General features: G+C 65.1%; 12 protein-coding genes. All 12 read left to right on the forward strand.

All coding sequences use genetic code 11. The features are described 5' to 3' along the window. Positions 1-606: 606 nt before the first annotated feature. The 12 genes from H7007_RS07430 (at position 607) to H7007_RS07485 (ending at position 12,081) form a co-directional block, all read left to right on the forward strand. Positions 607-1,503 carry an alpha/beta hydrolase gene (locus H7007_RS07430; RefSeq protein WP_287154370.1) on the forward strand — a complete coding sequence of 299 codons (897 nt, stop codon included), beginning with the start codon at positions 607-609 and terminating at the stop codon, positions 1,501-1,503. A gap of 87 nt (positions 1,504-1,590) precedes the next feature. Continuing rightward, positions 1,591-1,956, forward strand: a complete 366-nt coding sequence (locus tag H7007_RS07435; RefSeq protein WP_287154436.1) for a cupin domain-containing protein — start codon at positions 1,591-1,593, stop codon at positions 1,954-1,956. A 345-nt stretch (positions 1,957-2,301) separates the two neighbouring features. Further along, the gene (hisG, locus tag H7007_RS07440) at positions 2,302-3,180 is read left to right on the forward strand and encodes an ATP phosphoribosyltransferase (protein ID WP_303646134.1); all 879 of its coding nucleotides are present in this window, start codon (positions 2,302-2,304) and stop codon (positions 3,178-3,180) included. Positions 3,181-3,189: 9 nt separating this feature from the next. Continuing rightward, the gene (locus H7007_RS07445) at positions 3,190-4,137 is read left to right on the forward strand and encodes a diguanylate cyclase domain-containing protein (protein ID WP_287154374.1); all 948 of its coding nucleotides are present in this window, start codon (positions 3,190-3,192) and stop codon (positions 4,135-4,137) included. Between the two features lies 1 nt (position 4,138). Continuing rightward, positions 4,139-4,909, forward strand: coding sequence for a metallophosphoesterase family protein (locus H7007_RS07450; RefSeq protein WP_287154376.1), 771 nt, complete (start codon positions 4,139-4,141; stop codon positions 4,907-4,909). Between the two features lie 8 nt (positions 4,910-4,917). Next, positions 4,918-6,009, forward strand: a complete 1,092-nt coding sequence (hisC, locus tag H7007_RS07455; protein WP_287154377.1) for a histidinol-phosphate transaminase — start codon at positions 4,918-4,920, stop codon at positions 6,007-6,009. Positions 6,010-6,018: 9 nt separating this feature from the next. Continuing rightward, positions 6,019-7,065 (forward strand): 2-hydroxyacid dehydrogenase, encoded by a 1,047-nt coding sequence (locus H7007_RS07460; RefSeq protein WP_287154379.1) that lies wholly within the window; start codon positions 6,019-6,021, stop codon positions 7,063-7,065. Positions 7,066-7,099: 34 nt separating this feature from the next. Beyond that, positions 7,100-8,341, forward strand: coding sequence for a glycosyltransferase family 2 protein (locus H7007_RS07465; protein ID WP_287154381.1), 1,242 nt, complete (start codon positions 7,100-7,102; stop codon positions 8,339-8,341). 55 nt (positions 8,342-8,396) lie between these two features. Next, positions 8,397-9,689, forward strand: a complete 1,293-nt coding sequence (locus tag H7007_RS07470) for a glycosyltransferase family protein (protein ID WP_287154383.1) — start codon at positions 8,397-8,399, stop codon at positions 9,687-9,689. Between the two features lie 407 nt (positions 9,690-10,096). Then, positions 10,097-10,528: a division/cell wall cluster transcriptional repressor MraZ gene (mraZ, locus tag H7007_RS07475; protein ID WP_287154384.1), complete on the forward strand. Its 432-nt coding sequence runs from the start codon at positions 10,097-10,099 to the stop codon at positions 10,526-10,528. Between the two features lie 117 nt (positions 10,529-10,645). After that, positions 10,646-11,587 (forward strand): 16S rRNA (cytosine(1402)-N(4))-methyltransferase RsmH, encoded by a 942-nt coding sequence (rsmH, locus tag H7007_RS07480; protein WP_287154387.1) that lies wholly within the window; start codon positions 10,646-10,648, stop codon positions 11,585-11,587. Positions 11,588-11,595: 8 nt separating this feature from the next. After that, positions 11,596-12,081, forward strand: a complete 486-nt coding sequence (locus tag H7007_RS07485) for an FtsB/FtsL family cell division protein (RefSeq protein WP_287154388.1) — start codon at positions 11,596-11,598, stop codon at positions 12,079-12,081. The last annotated feature ends 77 nt before the right edge of the window (positions 12,082-12,158 follow it).

Here is a 12,158-nt window from a genome sequence, read left to right on the forward strand (position 1 = left end):
AATCGCCCCCACTTGAGAGGTGATCCGCATGGTTTCCCGGGCCTTTTCCGGCCCGTAGCGTCCGTGCGAACGACAAGCTGACGTTCTCGCATGACCGTTCTTCTTTTCCTCCGTTTGGATGTTTTCTCCGGGGATAGGGCGGACTTTTGAGCCTTTCAGGCCTCAAATGATCGCCGATCCGCTGGAGCAATACTCTTTGGGCTCGCCCGCCCAATCGTAATCGAGTTGCCCACGACCACCCTTGACATTCGATACGCCCGCCGCCGAAAGGAAAGGGAGGGTGGGTCTGATCGTGCGGAAAACAGAGCTCCCCCGCCTTCGTCCTCGGACCCGACGGCAGAGGCAACCGGCATCGGAGCAGATATTTTCTGTTTAAACTGTGGCTCCATGCTCACGGGGAAGGGCATGTTTATGTGCCCGCATCCGGAGGAGAAAAAGGGTTTCGATAAGGGCGCATATCCGGCCATGGCGAAGGCCCGCTCCCGGCTCGAGGGTCCGGGCGAGGACTTGGAAGGGAATGGCGGTTATAGGATAATTCCGAAAAGGCATGCGCGGCCGGCTTTTCCGCCGCTGCCGCTCGAGGAGAGAAGGGAAGAAGCGGTGGCCTTGGAGGGCCGTGAGAGCGGGGACCATGAGAGGCGGGGGGCCTGTCCCGCTGCGATGGCTGCAGGGGCGATCCTTCCTGCGGCGTCGTTCATCCTCCTGCGCCGGTGGAGGGAGCGGGTGATGCCCCGCCGCGACCCTCGAGTGCCCTTTGTGGAGTTCCGTCTCCTCTCGGGAGACGGCACGCCCATATGCGTCAGGCGCCTCGGTGAGCGTCTCGGGGAAGCGGTCGTGGTCGCCCATCCCGCGGTGACCGGCCAGCGGTACGCCCCCCTGGTGGAACTCGCCGAGCTCTTATGCTCGCGTTTTTCCGTTTACACCTTTGATTTCCGGGGTCACGGCTCGAGCGGGGGGCGACTGGAGATCGGCCTCCAGGGCCCGGTGGAGGACTTAGGCGCGGTGGTGAGGCATGCTCGTGAGCACGGCCACCGTTGGGTGGGGGTGGTGGGCTTCTCGCTCGGTGGGATGGCGGCCTTGGTGCGGGCGGCCCTCCACGGTGACCTGGACGCGGTGGTGGCGGTGAGCGCGCCACCGGTGTTCCCGGATGTCGAAGCCTATCGCAGGTGGCTGCCTCTCTGGTCGCTCTTCTTACGCTTTCTGGGAGCGCGCTTCCGGCCGGTGGGACCCTCAGGACCTGCACCGCTCGACGTGGCGGAGCGACTGCCGGATGTGCCCCTTCTTCTGGTCCACGGCGCCAGGGAGGCCTTCTACCGGCGCGAGGACCTGGACCGGTTCATGGAGTCCGCCGGAAAGCGTCCTGAACTGTGGGTTCTGGAGGGCGCCGCTCACACGGAGCTGGCCGGTCGAGAGCCGGACCTGCTGCGCTGGCTGGAGAAAGAGGCGGAGGCACGCGGGCCGGCCGTCGATGGTAATCCTCCCACGGACCTTGATAGTATATAACCGTTCGGAGGGCGGCGGCCGCCGGCGTCCTGTTCCCTGGAGGCGAAGGGTCGCATGAGCGGTCCGGGTGCGCGAGGAAAGGAGGTGATGAAGGTGATCCTGGAGAAGCCCTGGGGTACGATACGGGCCTACGCCCTGAACCAGCCCTGCACGGTGAAGCTCATCACCATAAATCCCGGCCAGGAGACAAGCCTTCATTACCACAAGCTGCGCGACGACGTATGGATAATCCTGGACGGCGGGTTGGAGGTCACCATCGGCGAGGAGACCTTCCGTCCCTCCGAGGGGGAGGAGTTCATGATTCCCGCCGAGAAGAGGCACAAGATAAAGGCCCCGCAGGGGCGGGGAAGGGTCCTGGAGATAGACATCGGCTTCACCAGCGAGGACGACACCTACCGCATCACCGACGTCTACGGGAGGGAGCTGGAGGAGAGGGAAGAACTGGGGCTCTGAGTCACGGCAGGCGAAGGCGGCGAGAGGACCACGGCCGGAGCGGCCGGATGGCGAGGGCGACTTCGAGGGTTTGAGCGGAGGGATACGGGTATCCGGCGGGTGGCGGTCGGAGAGTCGCATAAGTGGGCCCAGATCCTCCGGGTAAGGCGGGAGAGGGCGCCATCGACCCCGATGCATAGGAACGCAGTGAGGAGGGTGCGGAGAACCGCGGACCTTTAGGGCGGGCAGGGCGGAGGGGGGTTGGCTGAGAGGGAGCCGGGAAAGGGACGGAGGGAGACAAACGGGACCTGCGCAGGTCTGTTCGGGCCGTAAGGCATGAGAGCGAAAGTGGAGGAAGGAAAGGACATGCTCAAGTTCGTCATCCCCAAGGGCAGCCTGGAGAGCACCACCATGGAGATACTCGACGACGCCGACCTCACCGTCAGGCGCAGCGGGGACCGGGAATACCACGCCCGGATTGACGACCCGCGCATAGAGCAGGTGCGCATCCTGCGCCCTCAGGAGATACCCAAGTACGTGGAGGACGGTTTCTTCGACCTGGGCATCACCGGATACGACTGGATAAGGGAGACGGGAGCGCAGGTGGTGGAGCTGGCCGACCTGCCCTATACCAAGACCGCCGTGGGGACCGTGGTCCGCGTGGTGCTGGCGGTGGCCGGCGATTCCCCCTACCAGCGCCCCGAGGACCTGCCGGACGGGGTGCGGGTGTCCACGGAGTATCCCAACCTCGTGGAGGAGTACTTCCGGAAGCTGGGCAAGCGCGCCGCCGTATACCTCTCTTACGGGGCGACGGAGGCCAAGGTGCCGGAGATGGCCGACGCCGTGGTGGAGCTGACCGAGACCGGGGGGACCCTGCGCAAGCACGGATTGCGCATCATCGACACGGTCCTCGAATCCACGACCCGCCTGATCGCCAACCGCGAGAGCTACGCCGATCCCGAGAAGAGGCGGCTCATGGAGGAGATAAGGCTCCTCATCCTCGGGGCCCTGAACGCCAGGGGGAAGGTGCTCATAAAGTTCAACGTGGCCGAGAAGGACCTGGAGGCGGTCATGGAGGTGCTTCCCTCCATGAAAGCGCCAACGCTTTCCAGGCTTTTCCGGAAGGATTATTACGCCGTGGAGAGCGTGGTGGAGAAGAAGGGCATCAACCTGCTCATCCCCGAGCTGGCCAGGCGGGGCGCCGAGGACATCGTGGAGATGCCCATTACCAAGATAATCCCCTGAGGAGGAGAGATGGCCGCTCTGCGCGACCGGGCACGGGAGCTCCTGGAGCGCTGGAAGGAGGAGATACAGCGCCTCCCGGTGCCCGCTCACATCAAGCTGGTGGACGGCGAGGCCGGGGAAAACCTGGAGAGGATAGCCGCAGCGGTCCTGGAGATGGTGGAGAAGGAGGAGGCGGCGGTCTTCCAGCCGGGTGGAGAGATGTACCGCCTGGCAGGGGAGATGGGCAGGCTGCGGTTCCGGCAGGGTTTCTCGGTGGAGGAGCTGGTGCAGGAGCATGTCATCCTGCGCAACGAGTTCTGGAACCTCTTCCACCAGTCCGTGGACATGAAGCGGGTGGTGGACTTCCAGCTGGAGAAGAAGATAAACGCCTCCTTCGACGCCCTGCTGCAGGCCGCCGCAGCGGCGTATCACTACGAGAGTTCCAGGGAGATTATGGAAAACCCGCTGCGCGACCCGGTGACCGGGCTCTACAACCAGAGCTATTTCCACGGCCGCATGATGGAGGAACTGAGGAGGGCCGTGCGCTACAAGCACGAGATCACCCTGGTCATATGCGAGGTGGGCAACTATCACCGGCTGCTGGAGATCCAGGGCAAGGAGGCCGTGGAGGAAGCCCTGCGCTACACCGCCTCGGTGATAGCGCGCATGACCCGCGATTGCGACGTAATCGCCCGCATGGGCGAGGCCAGCTTCGCCGCTTTGCTCCCGGAGACGGGATGGAGGGGAGGGAAAGTGATGGCGGAGAGGCTCTGCCGCTACCTGGAGAAGGAGTTTCCCGCCAGGACGCCGGGTGTGGAGTGCCCGGAGCTCTACTGGGGGCTGGCCTCCTTCCCCGACGAGGTGCGTCAGCCGGAGATGCTCTACACCTGCGCGGTGGAGGCCCTTCGCGACGCCAGGTCGTTGGCCTGCGGGGAGGTCGCCGTGTACCGCGGCGCGGAGCACGGGGGTACGCCCTGATATGGCGGTGAAGCTGGTCGCCGACCTACACGGACGGTACTCCGACCTCCGTGACGAGGTGAAGGAGGAAGACGCCCTCCTGGTGCTGGGAGACATCCTGGACCTCATCGACTGGGCGGACCTCAGCGGCATCCTTCCCGAAGTGGTGGGCCGGGAAAGGCTGGTGGAGAAGCTTTTCGAGGCCGCGCGCAAAGGACCCCAGGCGGCGGTGGAGCTGCGCGAGGAGATAATATCCCCGCATGGAAGATATTACCATGCGATAACCGAACGCGCCCGCGAGCAATATGGTGAATTCGCGGATGCCCTCCGCAGCGCCGGATGCCGCGCTTACGTCATCTACGGCAACGGAGACCTGCCGGAACTCCTCGCCGAGGCCCTGCGGGAGACGGAGAACGCGGTATTGGCCGAGGGCAAGGTGGAGATAGACGGCACCTTGTTCGGGTTCGTCCCCGGCGCCGTGTATTCCCCTTTCCGCATGCCGGCGGAGATGGAGGACCGGGAGTTCGGCGCCAGGCTCGAGGAGCTGGGTGCCGTGGAGGTGCTCTGCACCCACATCCCACCGCGGGTGGAGGAGGCCCTCTTCGACGTGGTGGCGGGAAGGCCGGTGGAGGGGAGCGCCGCCCTCCTGCGTTACCTGGAGGGAAAGGCGCCCCATTTTCTCTACCACGGTCACGTGCACCAGCCGGCGCAACGGGAGCTGCGCGTTGGGAGCACAAGGGTGATCAACGTGGCCTACTACAAGAGGGAAGGATACGTGCACCTACACCGATGAGTTTCGACGTGGAACGTTTGCTCCGCGGGGAGGTCAGGGACCTCCCCGTCTACAGCCCGGGCAGGTCTCCGGAGGAGGTGGCCCGGGAACTGGGCATCCCCGATTGCGTGAAGATGGCCTCCAACGAGAATCCCCTGGGCCCCAGCCCCCTGGCCGTGGAGGCGGTAAGGGAAGCACTGCGCTCCGCTCACCTCTATCCGGACGCCCAGTGCCTGCGCCTGCGCGAGGCCCTGTCCGAGCGCCTCGGGGTAGGCGTGGACCGCATACTGGTCACCCACGGGGCGGACGAGGCCTTCGACCTCCTGGCCTACGCCTTCCTCGAACGCGGGGACCGGGTGGTGGTAGGAGACCCCACCTTCTCCTCCTATGAGCTGGCGGCCAGGACCATGGGGGCCGAGGTGGTGAAGGTGCCCCTGCGGGATTACCGCCAGGACGTCCCGGCCATGCTCCGTGCGGTGGAGGGCAGGACCAAGATGGTGGTCCTCTGTTCGCCCCTCAACCCCACCGGTACCACGGTCAGCGCGGAAGAGCTGGAGGAGGCCCTCTCCGGGCTGCCGGAGGATGTGCTCCTGGTCCTGGACGAGGCCTACCTGGAGTACGTCGACGATCCCGGCCACCCGGACTCGCTCCGCTACTTCGCCGCCGACCCGCGGATGGTGATAACCCGCACCTTCTCCAAGATCTACGGGCTGGCGGGTTTGCGCGTGGGTTACGCCCTCTGCTCGCCTCCCGTGCGGGAGGCCCTGGAGAAGGTCAAGCTCCCCTTCAACGTCAACCGCCTGGCCCAAGCGGCGGCGGAGGCGGCGCTGCGGGACGAGGCGCACCTGGAGAGGTCGCGGGAGATGAACCGCCGGGGCAAGCAGGCGCTGTACAGGGTGCTGGAGGAATGCGGCCTCTCCTACGTCCCCACCCAGGCCAACTTCATCCTGGTGCGCAACGGGGAGCACCCGGACCTCTTCATGCAGCTGCTGCGCCGGGGGATAATCGTCAGGGACGGAACGGCCCTGGGGATCCCGGGCCACGTGCGCATCACCATAGGCGACGAGGAACAGAACCGAAGGCTGGAAGCGGCCCTCCGAGATATCTGCGGAGGGGGTTGAGAGCGGGCCATGCCTCTTCTGGGAGAACGCGCCGCGAGAAGACCCGATGCGGACCGCATCTTCGTCTTCCTGGACGGACTGGAGTTCATCGCCGGGGAAGAGGAATACGAGCGCGTCCTGGAACCCCTCCTCGAGTTCGGGTCCTACCGCTATTACAAGAACCGCCTGGAGGAGAGCCACCTGCTACTGGAACGCATCCGCGACGCGCACGCCGTGTTCCTGGACTGGTCAAGGCTGGACGCCGGGGCGCTGGCCGCCTGTCCTCACCTGGAAATAGTTTCCTATATAGGGGTCGGGGCGGCCAGCTTCGTGGACATCCCCGAGGCCACACGGCGGGGCGTCGTGGTCACCAACACCCCGGATTACGGAAACCGCTCCGTGGCCGAGCACGCCCTGGCGCTCATCCTCGCCGTGGCCCGCAACGTCGCCCGCGGGGACCGTGACCTCCGGGCGGGGCGCTGGACCTCGGCGGAAAGGGAGGGAGTGCAGGTGGCGGGCCGCAACGTCGGCCTGGTGGGGCTGGGGGCGGTGGGCCGGGAGATGGCGAGGCTGTGCGCCTCCCTGGGGATGCGGGTCTTCTATTACGATCCCCGGCGGCAGCCGGAGATGGAGGACATAGCGACGTACATGGAGCTTGACGAGTTGCTGTCGCGCTGCGACGTCGTCAGCCTTCACGTGGCCTACACGCCCGAGACCCGAGGCCTGATAGGGGAGAGAGAGCTCTCCCTCATGAAGCCGGGCTCCATCCTGGTGAACACAAGCCGGGGAGAGGTCCTGGACCTCCGGGCACTGGCCGCCGCCCTGAGGGAGGGGAGGCTCCTGGGAGCCGGACTGGACAACTATCCGGGCGAGCCGCACCCAGACCTGAGCGAGCTGGTGGCCCTGGAGAACGTGGTCCTCACCCCGCACATCGCCTTCAACACCAGGGAGGCCAAGGACCGCATGACGGCCATAGCCGTGGATAACGTGGTCTCCTTCTACCGCGGTAGTCCGCGGAACGTGATGAATCCCGAGGCCCTGAGAAACCGCGTTCACATGCCTCGCGGAGAGCCGTGAAGGGCCGTTCGTGTCAAGGAGGATGAGAGAGGCGATGTCGTCAAACAAGTCCTTTACTTTGGTCATCCCCAGCTATTGGGGAAGGAGGAGGGACGAGCCCTTCCATCCCGAGGACGCCGTTTACGACCACCCCACGCCGGTGGACACCGAGGGCACCCTGGGGCGCGCCCTGGAGAGCATATGCCGGCTCCGCTACCCGCACTTCCGGGTGGTGGTCCTGGGGGCGGCGACGCACCCCTCTCTGGAGGCCGAGGTGGAGACAAGACTGGGGGCCGTCATCGCCCCCTTCAGGGATCGTTATCCGTTGGCCCTCTTCACCCACCGCCAGGAGAGGGAACTGCGGGAGAGGGTGGCAAGGGGGCCGAAGGGCGAGCTGGCGGAGATGATTTCCCTGCGGGGTTATTCCAATATCCGCAACCTTTGCCTGGTCGTGGCCTGCCTCAGCGACGCGGATGCAGTGGTGCTCTTCGACGACGACGAGGTCTACGAGGACTCCCAATACCTGGAAAAGGTGGCCGAGAACATCGGCGGCGTGCACGAAGGCCTTTTCGTGGGCGGCCTGGCCGGGTACTACATGAACAGGGACGGCGGTTACCGCCTTCCCCCCAACGCCGAACCGGCGCTCGCGGAGTGGCCAGCGGTGGAGTACATGAACCGGGCCTTCGAGATCATCGAGAGCCCGGAGCGCCTCCAGCCCACCTCCTGGGTCTTCGGGGGGAACATGGTGGTCCACCGGGAGCTGTACATGAAAGTGGCCTTCGACCCCCACGTCCCGAGGGGCGAGGACATCGATTACCTCATCAACTCCGCCTTTTTCGGTTATCGCTTCTTCTTGGACAATGAACTCCGGATACGCCATCTGCCGCCTCCCAAGACAGCGCCCCTCTGGCGCCGCTTCCGCGAGGACCTGGACCGTTTTCTGTACACCAGGGAGAAGTTGCGTTCCCAGGAGCCGGTGGAGGGCTGCCGCCGGGTGGAGGTCGAGGAGCTGGAGCCCTATCCCGGACGCTTCCTGCGCGATGACCTGGAGGAGCTCGTCTACCGGACCTGTGTGCTCATGGGCATGGATTATCTTTCCAGGGACGACCGGGAGGGTTATCGGGAGAGCGTGGCCAACCTGATGCGCTCCAAGGACCTGAGCCGCTTTCCCCCCTCTCCGTTCCGCTGGTACTTGGGGTGGAGAAAGAGGTGGGAGGAGCTCATGGACTTCCTGGCTTCCGACCGCGGGTCGCGGGAGTTCATGGAAGGCCTCTTCGATGCCCGCAGGAGGCGGTGAGAGACCGCGTGAGCGGCGTCGGGCGTTGAGGATACGTTCACCGAAGGTGAGGAGGATGGAACTGGATGATGCGAGGTCGGTCCTCGACCCCCGGGTGATCGAGCGCTGCCGGGAGATAGGGCGCGCGGACATCCTGGTGGGGATTCCCAGTTTCCGCAACGCGGAGACCATCGCCCACGTGGTGCGCACCGCCGCGGAGGGCATGGTCCGCTATTTCCCCGGCCTGAAGCCGGTGCTGGTCAATTCCGACGGCGGTTCAACGGACGACACGGTGCAGGTGGTCCTGGATACCCCCGTGCCTCCGGGGGTGGAGAAGATCGTGACCCCCTACAAGGGCCTCCCGGGCAAGGGCTCCGCCTTTCACGCCATCTTCGAGATCGCCGTCCGCCTGGGCTCTCGCATATGCGTGGTGGTGGACTCGGACCTGAGGAGCATCACACCGGAGTGGATAAGGCTCCTCGGTGAACCGGTGTGGAAGGGGAGCTACGGTTTCGTGGCCCCCTATTATATACGCCACAAATACGACGGGACCATCACCAACAACCTCGCCTACCCCCTCACCAGGAGCCTCTACGGGAGGCGCATCCGCCAGCCCATCGGGGGCGATTTCGGTTTCACCGGCTCACTGGCCCTCATCTATTCGCACATGGATGTCTGGGAGTCGGACATAGCCAAGTTCGGGATCGACATATGGATGACCACCACGGCGATCACCGAGGGTTTCCGGGTATGCCAGTCGGCCATGGGGGTCAAGGTGCACAACGTCAAGGACCCGGGGAGCGACCTGGCATCCATGTTCACCCAGGTGGCCTCGACCATCTTCTACCTCATGGGGGAACACGAGGTCAAATGGATGCAGGTCCGCGGTTCGACGGCCACGCGCATCTTCGGGAACACGCGCTACGAGGAACCCGCCAGCATGGAGATCAATGTGGAGAACCTCATCGACCACTTCCAGACCGGTTTCGCCGAGTACCGGGAGGTGTGGGAGAGGGTCCTCGACCCGGCCGTATTCATGGAGCTGGCCCTCGCCGCCCGCGCCCGGGAGGAGGATTTTTCCCTCCCCGAGGGCGTATGGGCCAGAACGGTCTACGATTTTGCGGTGGCCTACAACTTCGACTGCGGCCTCACCCGCCGGGAGGTGGTGGAGGCCCTCATCCCCATATACTGCGCCCGGACCGCCGATTTCGCCCTCCGCACCCGCAACATGTCCAACCTGGAAGCGGAGCAGATGGTGGAGCGTCAGGCGGAGGCCTTCGAGTTGTTGAAGCCCTACTTGGTGGAGAAGTGGCTCAGGGCCAAGGAATCCGAGGCCGGCGAACCTAGGGGCCTTCTCCCCGTTACTTGAGTCGCTGGGTTCGAAGGGCGATCCGGGGTATTCGTGGTCTCTCCACCCCAATCGTAGTTTCCGGCCGGAATCACCGCTCCGCTGGGCGGGCTTTCTCCCTATTCCTCCGGGTGGCACCCCTCCTTGAAGGCGAGGGGCATGAAGACCGGAGGGGGCCAGACGGCTTCTTCTTTCCATATATTGTATGCAAACGATGCTATTGGACCGCACATGTGGTATTTTCAGGAAATTCGTCCCTCAGGGGTTGATTTTTTCCGTTTAGGGGTCGAAAATGGTAGCAAGGTGGAGGAAAGTGGAGCAAAAGGGTAGATTTTGGAGAATATTGACGGCCCGGGGGGCGCCCGTGGAGGGAAGGGAAAGGCGGAGGAGCCGGGGGTAGCCGGAAGTGGAGCGGGAGCGGTAGAGAGATGTTCCTAGGCACCTACGAGCACAGCATAGACGAGAAGGGAAGGGTGATCATGCCCGCCCGCTTCCGCTCCAGGCTGGAAGAGGGGGCGGTCATGGTCTTCTGGTTCGAGGAGTGCCTGGCCGTCTTCCCCCGTCAGGAGTTCGAGAAGCTGATGGCCAAGATGGAGGCCCTCCCGGAGGGCAGCCGCGAGAGGCGCCAGATGGCCAGGGTACTCTTCGGCAACGCCGGGGAGGCGGTCCCCGACCGCCAGGGAAGGTTGACCATCCCCCCCAGGCTCCGGCAGATGGCCGGCCTGGACAGGGAGGTGGTGGTGGTCGGGGTGATGAACCGCGTGGAGATCTGGAATAGGAAGCGCTGGGAGGAATCCATGCGCGGGGGCATCGAGAAACTGGAACAGAGCGGGGAGAGGCTGGCCGAGTTCGGTTTCTGAGCCGCCGGTACTTGGAGGTGGACAGAGGGATGATGGAGATGATCATCGCCGGCCGGAGGCAGTGGACGCGCGGAAAAGGCGGCGCTTCGCGCTGCCTGCGCCATCTGCTGGAGATAAATGGGCGAAGGTGATGTGAGCCATGTTCCGGTACTCAGCCAGGAGGTGGTGGGCTTCCTGCGCCCCCGCCCCGGGAGCGTCATGGTGGACGCCACCGTCGGGGAGGGGGGGCACGCCCTGGCCCTCCTTCGGGAGATGGGGGGAAAGGGTTGCCTGATAGGCCTGGACGTGGACGGGGAGGCGCTGGAGAGGGCGCGGGAACGGCTTGGGGACTTTTCCTCCGCCGTGGTCCTGCGGCGTGCCAACTTCGCCTCCCTGCAGGAGGTGCTGGAGGAACTGGGAGTGGGGAGCGTGGACGGGATACTCCTGGACCTGGGAGTATCTTCCATGCAGCTCGATTCCCCGCGGAGGGGTTTCTCTTACCGGCTGAGCGGACCCCTGGACATGCGCATGGACCCGGACCAGGACCTGGATGCCTGGAAGGTGGTGAACGGCTATGAGGAGAGAGAGCTGGCGCGCATTATCCGCGAGTACGGCGAAGAGCGTTGGGCTTCCCGTATCGCTCGGAGCATCGTTGTCCAGAGAAAGCGCGCGCCCATCGACACCACGGATCGACTGGCTGAGATTGTGAGGGATGCCATTCCCGCCGCGGCGCGCCGGCGGGGCGGGCATCCGGCGCGCAGGACCTTCCAGGCCCTGCGCATAGAGGTCAACGGCGAGCTGCGCAACCTGCAGGCGGTCCTGCCGCAGGCGGTGCGGGTCCTGAGGAGGGGGGGAAGGTTGGTGGTGATCTCCTACCACTCCCTTGAGGACAGGATGGTCAAGAGGTTCATGGCCGAGCGGGGCTCGAGGTGCGCCTGTGCCGCGGACCGCGAATGCGACTGCGGAAGGGAAGAGGAACTGCGCCTGCTCACCCCCGGACCGGTAAGCCCGAGTCGCGAGGAGAGGGAGGCCAACCCGCGCTCGAGGAGCGCCAAGCTGCGGGCGGCGGAAAAGAGGTGACGGAGTAGATGTCCCTGGCCATGGAGTGGAAGTGCCTCTCCGATCCCCGCCTGGGGGAGGAAAGGCGGCGCCGGGAAGAGAGGCGGCGTCGCGAGGAGGCCCTCAGGAAGGAGATGGAAAGGGCGCGGAGGTCCAGAATCGTCTTCACGGCTTTTCTGGCGGTGGCCCTCGTGGCCAGCGGAATCCTGCTCCTGACCGTGGTCCTCAACGTGGGAGTGGCGCAGAACGAGGTTCGCCTGCGGGAATCCCAGAGGGAGATAGAACTGGAAAGGCGCCGTCAGGACGCCGTCCGCCTGGAGATCGCCTCCCTGGAGTCCCCGGCGAGGGTCGAGAAGGAGGCCGTGAACAGGCTGGGGATGGTCCGGGTAGAAGCGGCCGAATATATACAGACCCCCGCCTATCGCGCCGCCGCGGAGAGAAAGGCGCTGGAGAGGGAAGTACCGGTCCCGGAAGCCCAGGCCAGGGCGGACGGAAGTGAGGAAGGGGGAATCTGACCGGAAGCAGTGCGAGCTTAAAGGGTTGAACGCGCCGAATGGCGAAACCTACTTTGAGCCGCTTGGCATCACGGCTC

Source organism: Candidatus Solincola tengchongensis (genome assembly GCF_015711935.1).
Taxonomy (GTDB): domain Bacteria; phylum Actinomycetota; class Geothermincolia; order Geothermincolales; family RBG-13-55-18; genus Solincola_A; species Solincola_A tengchongensis.